The sequence below is a fragment of the Nocardioides imazamoxiresistens genome (genome assembly GCF_032378595.1).
In the GTDB taxonomy this organism is placed as follows: domain Bacteria; phylum Actinomycetota; class Actinomycetes; order Propionibacteriales; family Nocardioidaceae; genus Nocardioides; species Nocardioides imazamoxiresistens.
In genome coordinates, this window is sequence record NZ_JAVYII010000002.1 from 174,834 (window position 1) to 192,020 (window position 17,187).

General features: G+C 73.8%; 19 protein-coding genes and 1 riboswitch. Of the genes, 3 read left to right on the forward strand and 16 right to left on the reverse strand.

The window, feature by feature from the left end; genetic code table 11:
- Nucleotides 1-48: 48 nt before the first annotated feature.
- Nucleotides 49-160, reverse strand: a riboswitch (glycine riboswitch).
- Nucleotides 161-288: 128 nt separating this feature from the next.
- From RDV89_RS04890 to RDV89_RS04940, 11 genes are all read right to left on the reverse strand, one after another.
- Nucleotides 289-903, reverse strand: coding sequence for a MerR family transcriptional regulator (locus RDV89_RS04890; RefSeq protein ID WP_438823259.1), 615 nt, complete (start codon nt 901-903; stop codon nt 289-291).
- Between the two features lie 178 nt (nt 904-1,081).
- Nucleotides 1,082-1,549, reverse strand: a complete 468-nt coding sequence (locus RDV89_RS04895) for a bifunctional nuclease family protein (RefSeq protein WP_315731822.1) — start codon at nt 1,547-1,549, stop codon at nt 1,082-1,084.
- A 33-nt stretch (nt 1,550-1,582) separates the two neighbouring features.
- Nucleotides 1,583-2,329, reverse strand: a complete 747-nt coding sequence (ftsR, locus tag RDV89_RS04900; RefSeq protein WP_315731823.1) for a transcriptional regulator FtsR — start codon at nt 2,327-2,329, stop codon at nt 1,583-1,585.
- Between the two features lie 2 nt (nt 2,330-2,331).
- On the reverse strand, nt 2,332-2,838 hold the full coding sequence (locus RDV89_RS04905; protein WP_315731824.1) for a zinc-ribbon and FHA domain-containing protein: 507 nt from the start codon (nt 2,836-2,838) through the stop codon (nt 2,332-2,334).
- A 109-nt stretch (nt 2,839-2,947) separates the two neighbouring features.
- The gene (gene gcvH / locus RDV89_RS04910; protein WP_315731825.1) at nt 2,948-3,331 is read right to left on the reverse strand and encodes a glycine cleavage system protein GcvH; all 384 of its coding nucleotides are present in this window, start codon (nt 3,329-3,331) and stop codon (nt 2,948-2,950) included.
- Nucleotides 3,332-3,379: 48 nt separating this feature from the next.
- Nucleotides 3,380-4,120, reverse strand: a complete 741-nt coding sequence (locus RDV89_RS04915; protein WP_315731826.1) for a DUF881 domain-containing protein — start codon at nt 4,118-4,120, stop codon at nt 3,380-3,382.
- Nucleotides 4,113-4,445 (reverse strand): small basic family protein, encoded by a 333-nt coding sequence (locus RDV89_RS04920; protein ID WP_315731827.1) that lies wholly within the window; start codon nt 4,443-4,445, stop codon nt 4,113-4,115. Before RDV89_RS04920 ends, RDV89_RS04915 begins: the two co-directional genes overlap by 8 nt.
- A complete protein-coding gene (locus RDV89_RS04925) occupies nt 4,442-5,356 on the reverse strand; it encodes a DUF881 domain-containing protein (RefSeq protein ID WP_315731828.1) in 915 nt (304 codons plus the stop codon). The genes RDV89_RS04920 and RDV89_RS04925 overlap by 4 nt, the downstream gene beginning before the upstream one ends.
- Complete coding sequence (clsA, locus tag RDV89_RS04930; protein ID WP_315731829.1) at nt 5,353-6,012, reverse strand: cardiolipin synthase ClsA; 660 nt, start codon at nt 6,010-6,012, stop codon at nt 5,353-5,355. Before clsA ends, RDV89_RS04925 begins: the two co-directional genes overlap by 4 nt.
- A 76-nt stretch (nt 6,013-6,088) precedes the next feature.
- Complete coding sequence (locus tag RDV89_RS04935) at nt 6,089-7,135, reverse strand: hemolysin family protein (protein WP_315731830.1); 1,047 nt, start codon at nt 7,133-7,135, stop codon at nt 6,089-6,091.
- Complete coding sequence (locus RDV89_RS04940) at nt 7,132-8,487, reverse strand: hemolysin family protein (RefSeq protein ID WP_315731831.1); 1,356 nt, start codon at nt 8,485-8,487, stop codon at nt 7,132-7,134. Before RDV89_RS04940 ends, RDV89_RS04935 begins: the two co-directional genes overlap by 4 nt.
- A 269-nt stretch (nt 8,488-8,756) precedes the next feature.
- Between RDV89_RS04940 and RDV89_RS04945 the strand changes: the two genes are divergently transcribed.
- Nucleotides 8,757-10,247, forward strand: a complete 1,491-nt coding sequence (locus tag RDV89_RS04945; RefSeq protein WP_315731832.1) for a DUF1800 domain-containing protein — start codon at nt 8,757-8,759, stop codon at nt 10,245-10,247.
- 19 nt (nt 10,248-10,266) lie between these two features.
- On the forward strand, nt 10,267-11,547 hold the full coding sequence (locus tag RDV89_RS04950; RefSeq protein WP_315731833.1) for a DUF1501 domain-containing protein: 1,281 nt from the start codon (nt 10,267-10,269) through the stop codon (nt 11,545-11,547).
- A 9-nt stretch (nt 11,548-11,556) separates the two neighbouring features.
- Here the strand turns inward: RDV89_RS04950 and RDV89_RS04955 are convergent, their stop codons facing one another.
- Genes RDV89_RS04955 through cobT form a run of 3 tightly spaced genes read right to left on the reverse strand, consistent with a single transcriptional unit; the run spans nt 11,557 to nt 14,712 of the window.
- A complete protein-coding gene (locus RDV89_RS04955; protein WP_315731834.1) occupies nt 11,557-12,369 on the reverse strand; it encodes a TrmH family RNA methyltransferase in 813 nt (270 codons plus the stop codon).
- 4 nt (nt 12,370-12,373) lie between these two features.
- Nucleotides 12,374-13,642 (reverse strand): uroporphyrinogen-III C-methyltransferase, encoded by a 1,269-nt coding sequence (gene cobA, locus RDV89_RS04960; RefSeq protein WP_315731835.1) that lies wholly within the window; start codon nt 13,640-13,642, stop codon nt 12,374-12,376.
- Complete coding sequence (cobT, locus tag RDV89_RS04965; RefSeq protein WP_315731836.1) at nt 13,642-14,712, reverse strand: nicotinate-nucleotide--dimethylbenzimidazole phosphoribosyltransferase; 1,071 nt, start codon at nt 14,710-14,712, stop codon at nt 13,642-13,644. Before cobT ends, cobA begins: the two co-directional genes overlap by 1 nt.
- A 77-nt stretch (nt 14,713-14,789) precedes the next feature.
- Here cobT and RDV89_RS04970 point away from each other — a divergent pair, with 77 nt between their 5' ends.
- On the forward strand, nt 14,790-15,311 hold the full coding sequence (locus tag RDV89_RS04970; protein WP_315731837.1) for a YbhB/YbcL family Raf kinase inhibitor-like protein: 522 nt from the start codon (nt 14,790-14,792) through the stop codon (nt 15,309-15,311).
- 7 nt (nt 15,312-15,318) lie between these two features.
- Here RDV89_RS04970 and RDV89_RS04975 read toward each other — a convergent pair whose 3' ends face one another.
- Nucleotides 15,319-15,981 carry an FMN reductase gene (locus RDV89_RS04975; RefSeq protein WP_315731838.1) on the reverse strand — a complete coding sequence of 221 codons (663 nt, stop codon included), beginning with the start codon at nt 15,979-15,981 and terminating at the stop codon, nt 15,319-15,321.
- Entirely contained in the window at nt 15,978-17,120 is a 1,143-nt protein-coding gene (locus tag RDV89_RS04980; protein ID WP_315731839.1) for an LLM class flavin-dependent oxidoreductase, read from the reverse strand. The genes RDV89_RS04975 and RDV89_RS04980 overlap by 4 nt, the downstream gene beginning before the upstream one ends.
- Between the last annotated feature and the right edge of the window lie 67 nt (nt 17,121-17,187).

Below are 17,187 nucleotides of genomic sequence, written 5' to 3' on the forward strand. Positions count from 1 at the left end.
TCGGTCGCCTCCCCCTCTGTCCCGACGGCGTCGTCGGTTCAGAGTCGCCTGGCCCGCTCGGTCCTTGGCGCCTGAGAGGTTCCGGGGAGGAATTGCCCCTTCGGCGCTCCACGTCGACGCGGCGGTGCCGTGCCGGTGGAGTCTCTCCCGTGCGGGTTCGTCAGCGTGCGCCAACGTACCACCCCTGTCGTGCCCGTCACAGGACGCCACGAGGCCCGGCTCCTGGGGAGCCGGGCCTCGGTGAGGTCGGTGCGGGTGCGGCGGTGCCGTGGGCGGGCCGCGGGCGGGTCAGCCGATGCGGCGCGCGCGGCGCGCGGCGAGCTCGTCGACCGTCGTCGCGGCGGACGTCTCCGCCTCCGCCGTGGTCCGCTCGCTCGGCAGCTCGGCGAGCGAGCCCTCGATCTCGCGCCAGACACCACCGATGGCGATGCCGAAGACGCCCTGGCCGCCCTGGAGCAGGTCGATGACCTCGTCGTTCGTCGTGCACTCGTAGACCGAGGCGCCGTCGCTCATCAGGGTCACGCGGGTCAGGTCGTCCGTGCCGCGCTCGCGCAGGTGCGAGATCGCCGTGCGGATCTGCGGCAGCGAGATCCCCGCGTCCAGCAGTCGCTTGATGATCTTGAGGATGAGGATGTCGCGGAAGGAGTAGAGCCGCTGCGAGCCGGACCCCTTCGCGCCGCGGATCGCCGGCTCGACGAGGCCGGTGCGGGCCCAGTAGTCGAGCTGGCGGTACGTGATCCCGGCCGCGTTGCACGCGGTCGGCCCGCGGTAGCCCAGGTCGCTCGGGAGCGGCGACACGTCGTCGGTGAAGAGCAGACCCTGCTCGTCGGCGAGCTCGGCAGCCTGCGCCGCCGCCTCGTCGTCAGCACTTCGTGGTGAGTGCTGCTCGTCGTTCGTGCCCACTGCGACCTCCGTCATTTCCTTCGTGCAGCGTAACTCCGGTCGGGGAAGTTTGTCGTGCGGAGCACAACGGTGGAGTTACAACGAAGTCGACGCCCAACCTAGGGTCACCCCCGGGGTCGGTCAACGCGCGACACGCCGTCCGGAACCCTCTATCTCATGTTGAGGGTCACGGTTGGTCTCACCGCGACTCGAAGTCCTCCGGCGAGACGTGGTCGAGGAACTCGCGGAACTTCTCCACCTCGTCCTCCTGCTCGGCCGGCACGGCCAGCCCGGCCTCGTCCAGCACGTCCTCGGCGCAGACGATCTTCGTGCCCGTGCGCAGGGCCAGTGCGATCGAGTCGGACGGGCGCGCACTGACCTCCACGCCCGAGGAGAGCACGAGCGAGGCGTAGAAGATCCCGTCGCGCATCTCGACGATCTGCACCTCGGTGAGCTCGTTGCCCGTGGCCTCGAGGACGTCCTTGAGCAGGTCGTGCGTCAGGGGCCGCGGCGGCGTCACCCCCTGCTGGGCGAAGGCGATCGCCGTCGCCTCCACCGCTCCGATCCAGATCGGGAGGTACCGCTCCCCCGACGCCTCCCGCAGGAGCACGATCGGCTGGTTGGAGGGCATCTCCACCCGGACCCCGACCACATCGACCTCGCGCATGCCCTCCACCCTACTCACCCGGGTGGCAACCCCTCAGCGACCGGGCAGCGAGGACTTCACGAGCGTGGCGTGCAGCCGCACCGTGAGGGCCGCGATCTGGGTCGCGACGTCGGCCGCGCGGGCCTCGGCGGCGGCGTCGCGGCTGCGCCGCACGGGTGCCACGACCTGCTCGACGAGACCGACCTCGCGGTCGGCCGCCGCGCGGAACGCCCGCAGGTGACGCGGTTCGATGCCGAAGGCGTCGAGCTCGCGCGCCGTGTCGGCGATCACCAGGTCCTCGGCGTCGAAGTGTCCGGTGCCCGAGGCGCGCACGAGCCCGAACTGCTCGAGGGTGTCCAGGAACGCCTCGTCGATGCGCGCGACCTTGGCCAGCTCCTTGCGCGTGAGACGCATCGGGGAGCGGCGGGCGAACTCCTCCGGGCCGGGGAGACCGTCGGCGGCGAGCGCCACGGTGGGCACGGTCGGGCGCACGCCCTCGATCGGCGGCGGCTCGAGGCCGCGGTCCATGGCCTCGAGGTGCTCGCCGATCACCTTCAGCGGCAGGTAGTGGTCGCGCTGCATGACCAGCGCGTACCGCAGTCGCTCGACGTCGCCCTCGGAGAACTTGCGGTAGCCCGCGGGCGTGCGCTCGGGCTTGATCAGCCCCTTGTCCTCGTAGTAGCGGATCTTGGAGATCGCCAGCCCGGGGAACTCGGGACGCAGCCGGTCGAGGACCTGGCCGATGTTGAGACGCCCGGCCGTCGACCCCGACGGCGAGGCACCAGCGCCGGAGGCGGCCATGCTCAGACCGGCGCGCCCGAGAAGAAGACGAGGCGGTACTTGCCGATCTGCACCTCGTCGCCGTCCTTCAGCGTGACCTCGTCGATCCGGTCGCGGTTGACGTAGGTGCCGTTGAGGCTGCCGACGTCCGAGACGGTGAACGTCCCGCCGTCGCGGCGGAAGTCCGCGTGCCGGCGCGAGACGGTGACGTCGTCGAGGAAGATCTCGCTCTCCGGGTGACGGCCCGCGGTGACGAGGTCGGTGTCGAGCAGGAACCGGCTGCCGGCTCCCGGCCCGCGCTGGACGACGAGCAGGGCGTGACCCGGCGGCAGCGCGTCCACGGCGGCGGCGTCGACCGCGTTCAGCGCGCGGTCGGAGCTCTCCGTGACGCTCGGCGCGGTGATGGTGATGGTCGCCGTCGACTCGCCGACCTCGCCGGCGGGCGCGGCGGTCACCAGCTTGGTGCCGCACTGCGAGCAGAACCGGGCCTCGTCCGGGTTCTGGCTCCCGCAGGCTGTGCAGAACGGCATCGTGCGGCCTCCCCAAAGATCGTGGCTCGAACCCTCGACGAAAGCCTGAGGGTGACGTGGACAGAACCTATCAGCCACGCCGTGTCGTTCAACCCGGAACCGGGCGAGCTCAGGCCGGGAGGTCCGCCTGGTACGCCGCGGCGTCGAGGAGACCGTCGAGCTGCGCGGGCTCGCTGGGCGAGACCTCGAAGAGCCACCCCTCGCCGTAGGGGTCGGAGTTGATCAGCTCGGGGGTGGCGTCCAGCGCCTCGTTGACGGCGACGACCTCGCCGGAGACCGGGGCGTAGATCTCGCTGACCGACTTGTGCGACTCCAGCTCGCCGCAGGACTGGCCCGCCGTCACCGACTCCCCCACCTCGGGCAGCTGGACGTAGACGATGCCGCCCAGCTCGTCCTGCGCGTACTGGCTGACGCCGATGCGGACCGGCGCGCCGTCCGCACCCGTGCGGATCCACTCGTGCTCGGCGGTGTAGCGGAGGTCGTCGGGGTACACAGGGCTCCTCGGGGGCTCGCTCGGCCGGACGTCGGCGACCCTACCGCCTCAGCCCGCCGGTTCGGCGAAGCTCGGGGCGTCGGGGTCGCGCACGGCGGTGACCTCGATGCTCTCCAGCTCGTCGACCTGCACCGTGGCGGCCTCGTCCTTGGTGAGCTGGGTGGTGGGGCCCTCGGGGAAGGACATCGCACCGGCGAGCGTCGCCGGCTGGCCGATCACCTCCACCACGAACGGCGGGGAGAGCACGACGCCGTCGACGAGGAGGTCGCCGCCGCCCGCGGAGTCGATCCAGCTGGACGCGACCAGCCGCACCGAGTCGTTGATCTCGATGGCCTCGGCGCTGGCCACCCGTAGCTCCTGGACCATGTCGACCACGTCCGCGGCGTCGACCTCGCCCTCGTCCTCCTCGATCGTCACGCGGATGCCCGGCCCGGTCACCGGGACCGTGCCAGCCAGCACCTCGAGCGCCCGGGCCTGGCGGCGGGCCTCCTCGAGCGCCGTGGTGCGGGCGGTGGTGGTCGAGCGCAGGTCGTCGCGCGCCTGCTCGAGCCGTGCGATCTCGTCCTCGGCGCGCTGGGTCGTGCCGGCGATGCCGGCGAGCAGGTCGATGAGGTCCTGCTCCCGGTAGCCCGAGTACGTGTCGTCCTCGGCGGTCGTGCGCACCTGCACGATGCCCGCGAACCCGACGACCGCGAGCAGCACGGCGACGATCACCTGGCTGCGCGAGGGGCGCAGCATGGCGTCGCGCAGCCGGGCCCGGCCGGTGGGGGCCTCCTCGGGCTCAGGCATGGAACACGTGGCGGCGGATCGCGGCCATGTTGGAGAAGATCCGGATGCCCAGCACCACGATCACGCCGGTGGAGAGCTGGCCGCCGACGCCGAGCCGGTCGCCGAGGTAGACGATCAGCGCGGCGATGACGACGTTGCTGACGAACGAGACCACGAAGACCTTGTCGTCGAAGATCCCGTCGAGGTACGCCCGCAGCCCGCCGAACACGGCGTCCAGGGCGGCCACGACGGCGATCGGCAGGTAGGGCTGCAGACCGAGCGGCACCGAGGGCTCGAGGACGAGCCCCAGCACGATCCCGATCAGGAGTCCGAGGGCGGCGATCACGGGCTGGCCTCCGGTGAGGTGGTGGGGGTGGACGGCTCGGCGTAGCGCAGCACCGGGTCGGCGGGCGCGGGCAGCTGCAGCCGCGCGACGTTGTCGGCCTCGACCTGGAGCCCGACGAGGTCGGCGACGGTGAAGAACGCCTGGCCGTACGCGGTGCGGTCCAGGTCGACCTGCAGCGTGCGGGTGTCGCCGATCGCCTCGACGACGTACGGCGCAGTGAGCGAGCGGGTGTTGATGGCGATGGCCTGCCCCGAGGTGACGATGGCCGTGCGCGCGGTCAGGCGCAGGCCGTTGACCGCGATCGCCTCCGCGCCCGCCTCCCACAGGCCCGTCACGAGCCGGCGCAGGTCGGAGGTCCGCACCCGGCCCTCGGCCCGCCCGGACCGGCTGTCGTCGACGGTGATCCGGACGCCCGGGCCCGCCGTCGCGCCGTAGCCGGTGAGCAGGCGCAGCCCCTCGACCTCGCCGACGGCGGCCCCCTCGGCGGCGACGACGTCCTCGAGGTCGCCCGAGAGGTCGTCGGTCGTCTCGCGCAGCTCGGCGACACGGCGCTGCAGCTCGGTCACCCGGTCACGACCCTCGTTGACCCGTCCCACCAGGGTCGTGCGGCTGGTCTCGTCGGTGGCGGCGTTGCGGGAGGTCTGCACGGCGGCGGTGGCCACCAGCAGGCCGAACACGGCGGCGACCACGGCGGCGCGGCGCAGCCCGCGTCCGGCCTCGTCGCCCGCGCCACCCGCGCCGTCCGCGCGGTCGGGATCGGCGGCCTCGCGTGCCCGGCGTCGGGCCGCGACGTGCGCGTAGTCCTCCTCCAACGCCTGCCGGGTGACCCGCTCGAGCAGCGGCAGGGCCGCCGCGCCGGTGGGGCGCGCGGTCCGGGCGTGGTCCGGCCCCGGGGCGTCGTCGGCGCTCACGACCGGCTCGAGGAGTCGGGCGCGCGGTCCTTCGCGCGCGGGGGGCGGGGCCGACGCGGGTCGCGAGCGCGCTTCGGCACCGGCTGGGTGGTCGCGAGCAGGCGCCGGACCTGCCAGGCGTACAGGATCCCGGCCCACCAGTAGAGCGCGATGCCCCAGGCCGCGAACGCCCAGCCGAAGACGAGCGCCAGGGTCGCCACCACGCCGTCGCCGTCGCCGAGGAGCAGCAGGGGGAAGGCGTACAGCAGGTTGAACGTGGCGGCCTTGCCGAGGAAGTGCACGGGCAGGGAGCTGTAGCCGCGGGTGCGCAGGAACGGCACCAGGCCCCACAGCAGGGCGTCGCGCAGCGGCAGGATCACGACGACCCACCAGGGGATGACCTCGCGCATCCCCAGCCCGACGAGCACCGCCAGGATGTAGAGGCGGTCCGCGACCGGGTCGAGGATCTCGCCCACCACCGAGCGCTGGTCGAGGCGCCGGGCCAGGTAGCCGTCCAGGAAGTCGGTCAGGCCGGAGACCATGAGGACCAGGAGCGCGAGGCCGTCCTCCTCGGGCCCGAGGACCAGCCAGAGGAAGAGCGGCACGCCGAGGAGCCGCAGGCCGGAGAGGACGTTGGGGATCGTCCAGACCGCCGAGGTGCGGTTCGTCTCTGCCACGTCCTGGGTACCTGCACTCGCCGTCTCGTCGGGCGCCGTCACCGGCCTTCGGCCGACACCCTAGTCGTCGCCGGGCTCAACCCACGTCCTCGGTGTGCGCCGCGTCGCGGATCTCCCCGACCAGCTCCTCGATCACGTCCTCCAGGGTCGCGAGGCCGACGAGCCCGCCCTCCGCGGAGACGACGCGGGTCATGTGCGCGCCCTTGCGCTGCAGCACCTCGAGCGCGTCGTGGAGCAGGTCCTCGCTCCGCACGCCGGCGAGGGGGCGGATCCACTTGTCGTCCACCACCCGGGAGCGCCGCGACTCGTCGACCTCGAGCACGTCCTTGATGTGCAGGTAGCCGATCAGGTCCTCGCCGTCCGCGACGGGGAACCGGCTGTAGCCGGTGGACGCGCAGAGGGCCTCGACGTCCGCCACGGTCGCGCCGCGCTGGACGGTCGCGAGACCCTCCAGCGGCATGATCACGGCGGCCACCCGCTTCTCGGTGAAGCCCAGCGCGCCGGAGAGCCGGTCGTACTCCCCCGCCTCGATCAGGCCCTCGCCGCGCGACTCCTCCACGAGCGCGGCGACCTCCTCGCGGGTGAAGCTGGAGGACACCTCGTCCTTCGGCTCGACGCGCAGCAGCCGCAGGGTCACGTTCGCCACCGCGTTGAGGCTGACGATGATCGGGCGGAGCACGAACACCACCGCCATCAGCGGCGGGCCGAGCACGACCGCGGCGCGCTCCGGCGCGGCGAGCGCGATGTTCTTCGGGATCATCTCGCCGAGCACCACGTGGAGGTAGACGACGAGCGTCAGCGCGATGGTGAAGGAGATCGGGTACACCAGACCGTCCGGCACGCCGAGACGCTCGAAGACCGGCTCGAGCAGGTGCGCCACGGCGGGTTCGCCGACGGCGCCGAGGCCCACCGAGCAGATCGTGATGCCGAGCTGGGCGCCGGCCATCATCAACGAGACCTGCTCCATCGCGCGCAGCGTGACCTTCGCCCAGCGCGAGCCCCCCTGCGCGAGCGGCTCGATCTGGCTGCGGCGTGCGGAGACGAGCGCGAACTCCGCGCCGACGAAGAAGAAGTTGAGGGCGAGCAGCAGGACGGCCAGGCCGACGGCCACGTAGTCGTTCACGCGTCCTCACCCTCCGCCCGCTCGCCGAGGACGCGCAACGAGACCCGGTCGACCCGCAGCCCGTCCATGTGCTCGACGGTCAGGAGCGCGAGGTGCTCGCGCGTCTCCTCGTCGTCGCCGTCGACCGGGACCGGGACCTCGGCGACGTCGCCGGCCGTCGGGATCCGGCCCACGGCGCGCACCACCAGGCCGGCGACCGTGTCGTAGTCCTCGTGCTCGGGCAGGGCGACGCCCGTGACGTCCTCCACCTCGTCGGGCCGCAGCAGGCCCGAGAGCGACCACGAGCCGTCGCGTCGCAGCCGGGCCCGTGCGCCCAGGCGGTCGTGCTCGTCGGCGATGTCGCCGACGATCTCCTCGACGACGTCCTCGAGCGTCACGATGCCGGCCTGGCCGCCGTACTCGTCGACGACCACCGCCATCTGGAAGCCCTCGGCACGCAGGATGGCGAGCAGCGGGTCGAGCGGCAGGGTCTCCGGCACCATCGTCGGCGCGACCATGATCGAGCGGACCCGCGTCGTCGCGCGTTCGTGGACCGCCACGGCGACCGCGTGCTTGACGTGCACGGCGCCGACCACGTTCTCCTCGGCGTCCAGGACCGGGAACCGCGAGTGCCCGGTCGAGCGCGCGAGGGCGATCACGGCGAGCACGCGCTCGGACTGCTCGAGGCTGTCGGTGCGCACCCGCGGGGTCATGATCTCGCCGGCGGTGCGCCCGCCGAACTCGACCGAACGGCCCATCAGCTCGGCCGTGTCGGCGTCGAGGGTGCCCTGGTCGGCCGAGCGTGCGATCAGCGAGGCCAGCTCGCGCGAGCTGCGGGCCGAGCGCAGCTCCTCCTGCGGCTCCATGCCCAGACGGCGCACGGCACTGTTCGCGGAGTTGTTGAGCACCCGGATCGGCAGCGCCATCACGGCGGTGAAGGCGCGCATCATGCCCTGCGTCGCCTTGGCGGTGCGCAGCGGCAGGGCGATCGCGAGGTTCTTCGGCACGAGCTCGCCGAAGACCATGGTCAGGGCGGTGCCGATCACGAGGCCCAGGGCCACCGAGACCGGTGTGACCGCGCCGTCCGGCATCCCCGCGGCGGTCAGCGGGCCGCGCAGCAGCTGCGCGATCGCGGGCTCCGCGAGGAAGCCGATCGCCAGGTTGGTGACGGTGATGCCGACCTGGGCGCCGGAGAGCTGGGTGGACAGGCTGCGCAGGGCGTTCTGCACGCCCGCCGCGCCGGTGTCGCCGGACTGCACGGCGCGCTCGACCTGGCCGCGGTCGACGGTGACGAACGAGAACTCGGCGGCGACGAACACGCCGCAGGCGAGCACCAGCAGGAGGGAGACGCCCAGCAGGACGAGCTCGGTCACGCTCGCCCCCCGAGGTCGTGCGGTCCGGGGGGCACGGGACTGACGGAGCCGTCCATCGGCGGGGTCGAACCATCCTTCGTCCGGGGGACACGGGTCGGGCGACCCGTGCCGGGCAAAGGTACGCCCGCGACCCGGCGTGACGCACGCGGCACGGTCTTTCGGGCGATTCGCCTCATGGAGGGCCCGCGACGGCCGATGCTGTGTCCGCAGTGCCGGTCGCGACGCCCACCCCCGGGGCGCAGCCCGGTCGTCCTCGGGAGCACCCGCACATGACGCAGTCCCCTCTCGTCCCCCGCCTCGCCGACCCCTACCAGCCCGCGCGCTACCCCGGCGGCGCGCCGCTCGACGCCGCCGGCCTGCACGTCGTGCGGCGCTGGAGCTACGGCTACACCCGCGCGCTGGCCCGCGAGGTCGTCTCCGCCGGCGGCGCCGGCGCGTGGTTCGAGGCGCAGCTGCGGCCCTCCCGGATCACCGACACGGCCGCGGACCGGACGTACGCCTGGTGGCCGTCGCTCGCGCGCCGGCCCGCGGACCTGTGGCAGCGACAGGTCAGCGAGACCGAGTTCGGCTGGCGGGTGATGGCCGACTACGCGCGCTGGGTGATGATGCGCCGGATGATCTCGCGCCGTCAGGTGCTCGAGGTGATGACCGAGTTCTGGGAGACCCTGCTGCACGTGCCGGTCAACGGCGACCACTGGTTCACCCACCGCGTCTCCTACGGCACCACGGTGCGCACCCACGCGCTGGGCACCTACGCGAACCTGCTCAAGGCCTGCATCCTGCACCCGGCGATGGGGATGTTCCTCGACAACGCGGTCTCGACGAAGGCGAAGCCGAACGAGAACCTCGGGCGCGAGCTGCTGGAGCTGCACACCGTGGGCCGCGGCAACCACACCGAGGACGACGTGAAGGACTCGGCCCGGATCCTGACCGGCTACCGCGTGGACCTGTGGCGCACCTGGGCGGCCACCTACACGCCCGCCGACCACTCCACGGGCACCGTCCGGGTGCTGGGGTTCACGCACCCGAACACGAACCCCGACGGGCGCGCGGTCGCGGAGGCGTACCTCGACTACCTGGCCCGGCACCCCGCGACCGCCCAGCGGGTGTGCCAGCGGCTCGCCGCCAAGTTCGTCTCCGACGACCCGCCGGCCCGCCTCGTCACCCGGATGGTGCGCACCTGGCAGTCGAGCGGCACCAGCATCGTCGCCGTGCTGCGCACCCTGGTGGCCAGCCCGGAGTTCCAGGCGGCCCGCGACAGCAAGCTGCGGGACCCGGTCGAGGACGTCCTGGCCAGCTACCGCGCCCTCGGCGTCGGCGTCGCGCAGCCGCGGGTCGACGACGACGCGGCGCTGCAGATGCTGTGGCAGTCGAACGCGATCGGCACGATGCCGTTCTCCTGGCCACGACCCGACGGTCCGCCCATCGACAACCGGTCGTGGGGCTCGAGCTCGCGGGCGCTGGCCTCGTTCTCGATGCACTGGAGCCTGGCCGGCACCTGGTGGCCGCGTTCGGGTGCGACGTACAGGACCCCCGCGCAGTGGCTGCCGCGCACGTCGCTGACCTTCGCGCAGCTGGTCGACCACCTCTCGATCCAGGTCCTCGGCCGGGTCTCGACGGCGACCCTGCTGAAGGCGTGCTGCGAGGTCACCAACTACGCGCCGTCGACCGTGATCAACGCGAACCACCCGCTCGTGAAGTGGGAGTTCCACCGCCTGCTGTCCACGCTGCTGGACTCCCCCGCCCACCTCAGCCGCTGACGCCCCCGGGAGCCTGACGATGTCGATCGACCCCACCCCGGTCGCCCCGGGTGCCGCCTGCTGCGGCGAGTACGCCTCGATGAGCCGCCGCGGGGTCCTGCGCGGCGCCCTGCTCGGCTCCGCGGTCGCGGCCTTCGGGGGCGCCGTGGTGCGCACCGCGCCCGCGTACGCCGGCTCCGCCGCGGCCGCGGCCGGCGGGGGCAACGTCCTCGTCGTGCTCTCCCTGCGCGGCGCCTGCGACGGCCTGTCCATGGTGGTGCCCCACGCCGACCCCGTGTACTACCGCGCCCGACCGCGCATCGCGGTCGCCGCCGACCAGCTGCTGGCCCGCGACGCGATGTTCGGCCTGCACCCGAGCTTCCGGCCGCTGCTGCCGATGTGGACCGCCGGCAGGCTCGCCGCCGTCCACGCGACCGGGCTCCCCGCGCCGAACCGCTCGCACTTCTCCGCCATGGAGGAGGTCGAGGACGCCTCCCCCGGCTCCAGCGCGCGGGAGGGGTGGCTGAACCGGCTGCTGGGCACCACCCCGTCGAGCCACGCGCTCGAGGGCGTGGCGGTCGGCGACGGCCGCGTGCCGACCTCGCTGTGGGGCGCGCAGGCCGTGACGACGATGCGGGACCCCGGCTCCGTCACCCTCGCGGGTGCGGACCAGTGGGACAAGCACGGCGGCCGCCCCCGGTCGGTGTCGACCCTGTGGGGCGCGTCGCAGGCGCCGCTCGCGGACGGCGTACGCACGGCCCTGCAGGTCGTGGACGACTTCGCACCCGTGCGCGCCACCTCGACGGCGCCCGCCAACGGCGCCGTCTACCCCACCAGCGAGCTCGGCAAGGCGCTCGCCCACGTCTCCCGCGTCATCCGCGGCGACATCGGCTCGCAGGTGATCACCGTCGACCAGGGCGAGTGGGACACCCACACCGACCAGGGCACGCTCACCTGGGGCGCGATGCGCGGCAACATCGGCGACCTCGCCTCCTCGCTCGCCGCGTTCTTCACCGACCTCGGCACGACCGGCGACCGCGTCACCCTGGTCGCGCTGAGCGAGTTCGGCCGCCGCGTGCGGGAGAACGCGAACTACGGCACCGACCACGGCTACGGCAACGTCATGCTGGTGGCGGGCGCCGGGGTGAAGGGCGGTCGCTACTACGGCACCTGGACGCCGCTGGTCGACACTCCGGACTCCGACGTCCTCGTGACCACCGACTACCGCAGCGTGCTCGCGGAGGTCGTGCGCAAGCGCTTCGGGGCCAGCACGGCGGCGGTCTTCCCCGGCTTCTCGCCGGCCACCGTCGGCGTGCTCTGAGCCGGGACCTCAGCCCCGCGCTCGACCGGCGGTGACGTAGCAGGCCACCGCGGCGGCGGCCGCGACGTTGAGCGAGTCGACCCCGTGGTGCATCGGGATCACGGCGCGGCGGTCCGCGGCGGCCTGCCACTCGGCGGAGAGCCCGTGGCCCTCGGAGCCGAGGACCAGGGCGACCCGTTCCTGGCCGGCCACGGCGTCCACCACGTCGACCGCGTCGTCGGCCAGCGTGAGCGCCACGGTGGTGAACCCGCGCTCGGCGAGCAGGTCGAGGCCGGTGCGCCAGTCCGGCAGCCGCGTCCAGGGCAGCGAGAAGACGGCGCCCATCGCGACCTTCACCGCGCGGCGGTAGAGGGGGTCGGCGCACCGCGGGGCGAGGAGCACGGCGTCGAAGCCGAGCGCCGCGCCGCTGCGGAAGATCGCGCCCACGTTCGTGTGGTCGACGATCTCCTCGAGGACCAGCACGGAGCGGGCTCCCGCGAGCACGGTGTCCAGGTCGGGCAGCGGCGTGCGGTGCAGGGAGGCCAGCGCCCCGCGGTGCACGTGGAACCCCGTGACCTCCTCGGCGAGCTGCTCGCTGACCACGTAGCAGGGGGCGTCCGAGGCCTCCAGCACGTCGGCGAGCCCGTCGAGCCAGCGCGGCGCCATGAGGAAGGAGCGGGCGGGGTGGCCGGCGGCGAGCGCGCGGCGCACCACCTTCTCCCCCTCGGCGAGGAACAGCCCGTGCTCGGCCTCGACGTGCTTGCGCAGGCTGACGTCGCGCAGGTCGCGGTAGTCGGCGAGGCGCGGGTCGCCCGCGTCGGTGACCTCGACGAGCGTGGCCACGCGCTCAGGCCTCCCGGTCGTCGGCGAGCCGCTCCGGACGGCGGTCGGGGTAGCGGTCGGGGTGCGCGACGGCGACGACCTCGCCGACGACGATGATCGCCGGCGGACGCAGCCCGGAGGCCGCGAGGTCGGCCTCGAGCGTGCCGAGGGTGGAGAGCACGGACTGCTCCGCGGGCATCGTGCCGTCGGCGACCACGGCCACGGGGGTGCCGGCGTCGCGCCCGCCCGCGACGAGCGCGGCGGCGATCGCCCCGGCGTTCGCCACGGCCATGAGCAGCACCAGCGTGCCGCGCAGGCGCGCCAGGGCCGGCCACTCGACCAGCGAGTCCGGGTGGTCCGGCGGGATGTGGCCCGAGATCACCGTGAACTCGTGCGCGACGCCCCGGTGGGTGACCGGGATGCCGGCCACGCCCGGCACGGAGATGGACGAGGAGAGGCCGGGGATCACGGTGACCGGGACGCCGGCCGCCTCGCAGGCCTGGATCTCCTCGTAGCCGCGGCCGAAGACGAAGTTGTCGCCGCCCTTGAAGCGCACGACCCGCTTGCCGGCGCGGGCGCGCTCGACGAGCACGGTGTTGATGGCCTCCTGGCTGGCCGCGCGGCCGCGCGGCAGCTTGGCGACGTCGACCAGCTCGACGTGCGGGGCCAGCTCGTCGAGCAGCTCGCGCGGGGCGAGCCGGTCGGCCACCACGACGTCGGCCGAGGCCAGGGCCTGCCGCGCGGCGACGGTCACGAGGGTGGGATCGCCGGGCCCACCGCCGACGAGCACGACGCCCGGCGTGCGGTCGGCGGCCGCCGAGGTGCTGATCCGCCCGTCGACCAGGGCGGTGACGATCTCGTCGCGCACGGCGGCCGAGCGCATCGGCTCGCGGTTGCCGAGCACGGCGACGGTCACCCCGCCGTGGCGGCCCACCGCGGGGGTCCACGCCGAGGCCTCGCGCGCGTCGTCGGCGCGCACGCAGAAGATGCGACGCTCATCGGCGGCCGTGACCACGGCGTGGTTGACCTCGGGGTCGTCGGTGGTCGCGATGGCGTACCACGCCCCGTCGAGGTCCGCGGGCGTGAACCGGCCCTCGCGCCAGGTCAGCTCCGCCAGCATCCCCTCGAGGGAGGGCGTCAGCACCGGCGAGACGACGAGCACGTCGGCGCCCGCTGCGATGAGCGCCGGCACGCGCCGCTGGGCGACGTGCCCGCCGCCGACCACGACGACGCGGCGGCCGGCTAGGCGCAGACCGACCGGGTACGGCGGGTGCTCGCCCGCACCGGTGCCCATCAGGCGTCCTTGCGGGCGACGCCCGCACCGTCGAAGGTCGCCATCTCGGCCAGGAGCGCGGCGGCGCTGCGCACCAGAGGGGCGGCCAGCGCAGCACCGCTGCCCTCCCCCAGCCGGAGGTCGAGGTCGACCAGCGGACGCAGGCCGAGGTGCTGCAGCGTCGCCGTGTGGCCGAACTCCGCGGAGCGGTGTCCCGCCACCAGGTGGTCCACGACCGCCGGGCACAGCGCCTGGGCGACCAGGGCCGCCGAGCCGGCGATGAAGCCGTCGAGCAGCACCGGCACCCGTCGGGCCGCGGCGCCGAGCAGGAAGCCGGCCAGCGCCGCGTGCTCCAGGCCGCCGACCTCGCTCAGCACCTCGACGGGGTCGACCGGGTGGGCGGCGGGTCGGCGCAGGCGGGCGACGGCCTCCGTGACCACGACCGTCTTGAGGGCGAGCGTGGCGTCGTCGACACCGGTGCCGCGTCCGGTCACCACGGTGGGGTCGGCGCCGGTGAGCGTCGCGACCAGGCAGGCCGACGCGGTGGTGTTGCCGATGCCCATGTCGCCGGTCAGGAGCAGGTCGTGCCCGCGCTCGACCAGCTCGTCGGCGACCCCGATGCCGACCTCCAGCGCGGCCAGCGCCTCCTCGCGGGTCATGGCCGGGCCCACGCGCAGGTCGGCGGTGCCCCGCCGCACGTTGCGGTCCCAGACCACGTCGTCGGCGACGACGGGCGTCGCGACGCCGACGTCGACGACGACGACCTCGGCGCCGCAGGCGCGCGCCAGCACGTTGACGGCCGCGCCGCCGGCGCGGAAGTTCTCGACCATCGAGCCGGTCACCTCGGCGGGCCAGGGCGACACACCCTGGGCGAGCACGCCGTGGTCGCCGGCGAACACGGCGACCACGGGACGGGCCGGGACCGGCGGCGGGCACGTGCCGGCGATGCCGGCCAGCCGCACCGAGAGGTCCTCGAGGACGCCGAGGGAGCCGGCCGGCTTGGTCAGCTGGGCCTGGCGCTCCCGGGCCTCGGCCTGGGCGGCGGCGTCGGGCGGGCCGATCCGGTCAAGGGTGTCGTCGAGAAGTGGCACCCGCGCATTGTCCCCGACCGCCGCCGCGGACCGCGCACCCTGGTCCGGGGGTGGACGGCCTGGCTACGTTCGGGGGCATGAGCCTCGAGCGCCCCGTGACCCCCGACCCGTACCCGCTGCTGCCCGCCACGGCTTCCTTCACCGTGACGAGCGACGACGTGACCGACGGCGCCCCGCTGGCGGACGCCCAGGTCGCCTCGGGCGGCAACACCTCGCCGCAGCTGTCCTGGAGCGGCGCGCCCGAGGGCACGAAGTCGTTCGTCGTGACCTGCTTCGACCCGGACGCGCCGACGCCCAGCGGTTACTGGCACTGGGTGCTGGTCGACGTGCCCGGCGACGTCACGTCGCTCCCGACCGGTGCCGCGGCCGGCGAGCTGCCCGGCGGTGCCTTCCACGTCCGCAACGACAACGGCGACCACGGCTTCATCGGCGCCGCCCCGCCCGAGGGCGACCAGGTGCACCGCTACTTCTTCGTCGTCCACGCGGTCGGCGAGGAGACCCTGGGCGTCGACGACTCGGTCTCCCCCGCCGTCGTCTCGTTCAACCTGGCGTTCAAGACGCTCGGCCGCGCGATCCTCCAGGGCACCTACCAGCACTGACGCCCTGTCACTGCTCGTGCGAGCGGCGCAGCAGCGCCTCGAACGGCACGACCTCGCCGAACTCCTCGTCGGGGCCGGGCAGGGCCGCGCTGCGTCGCTCGCCGAGACGGCCGCCGCCGCGGCCGACCACCATCGCCGCGAGCTCGCCCGCGGCCCGGTGCACCCGGGCGGCCAGGGTGCTGTCGCCGAAGTCCTCCGTGGCCGCGAACACCGCGGTCGGGACCGTGACGGCTCGCAGGTAGGCGAACAGCGGGCGCAGCGCGTGCTCCAGGACCAGCGAGTGCCGGGCCGTCCCGGCGGTCGCGGCGAGCAGCACGGGCGTACCCGCCAGCGTCTCCGGCTCGAGGACGTCGAAGAACGTCTTGAACAGGCCGGAGTACGAGGCCGAGAACACCGGGGTCACCACGATCAGCGCGTCCGCCCGGGCGACCCGGCCGATCGCCTCGGCCAGCTCGCCCGAGGCGAAGCCGGTCAGCAGGTGGTCCGCCAGCGCGTGCGCGTGGTCGCGCAGCTCCACGACGTCGACCACGACCTCGGGGCCGCCGCCGACCTCGTGCAGCGTGGCGTCGCCCACGGCCGCCGTGGTGGCGGCCGCGAGCTGGTCCGCGAGCAGCCGCGTCGACGAGGGCTGCGAGAGCCCCGCCGACACCACGGCGATCCGCACGCTCACGCCGACACCTCCTCGGCCCGGTGGCCGGTGACGTCGTCGACGCCGTGCACGGTCGTGTCGTGGCCACCGCCGGCCGCGGCGACCAGCGACGCGTGGGTCGGCGCGTCCGGCACGCTCGCGGGCCGTCCCTCGGCGAAGCCCTTGCGCATCTCCGGCAGGATCTCGCCGAGCAGGTCGAGCTGCTCGAGCACGGTCTTGAGCGGCAGCCCGGCGTGGTCGACCAGGAACAGCTGGCGCTGGTAGTGGCCGGCGTACTCCTTGAAGCCCAGCGTGCGCTCGAGGACCTCCTGCGGGGACCCGACGGTCAGCGGCGTCTGGCGGCTGAAGTCCTCCAGCGAGGGCCCGTGGCCGTAGACCGGGGCGTTGTCGAAGTACGGCCGGAACTCGCGCACCGCGTCCTGGCTGTTGCGGCGCATGAAGAACTGCCCGCCGAGCCCGACGATCGCCTGCTCCGCCGTGCCGTGGCCGTAGTGCTCGAAGCGCCGGCGGTAGAGCGCCACCATCTGCCGGGTGTGCGAGGCGGGCCAGAAGATGTGGTTGTGGAAGAAGCCGTCGCCGTAGTAGGCCGCCTGCTCGGCGATCTCGGGGCTGCGGATCGAGCCGTGCCACACGAACGGCGGCACGCCGTCGAGCGGACGCGGGGTCGAGGTGAAGCCCTGCAGCGGGGTGCGGTGCGCGCCCTGCCAGTCGACCACGTCCTCGCGCCACAGGCGGTGCAGCAGCGCGTAGTTCTCGACCGCGAGCTCGATGCCCTTGCGGATGTCCTTGCCGAACCAGGGGTAGACCGGGCCGGTGTTGCCGCGGCCCATCATCAGGTCGACGCGCCCCTCGGCGAGGTGCTGGACGTACGCGTAGTCCTGCGCCAGCCGCACCGGGTCGTTCGTGGTGATGAGCGTGGTCGACGTCGAGAGCACCAGCCGCTCGGTCTGCGCGGCCAGGTGCGCGAGCAGGACCGGCGGGTTGGCGGGCGCCGCGAACGGCGGGTTGTGGTGCTCACCGGTCGCGAAGACGTCCAGGCCGATCTCCTCGGCCTTGCGCGCGATCGCCACCGTCGCCCGGATCCGCTCGTTCTCGGTCGGCGTGGTGCCGTTCGTCGGGTCGGTCGTGACGTCGCCGACGGTGAAGATCCCGATCTGCATGCCGCTCACTCCTCGTCTAGTTGAAAGCGAAACTATCACGTCAACGGGACGGGTGCCCGTTCTGTTC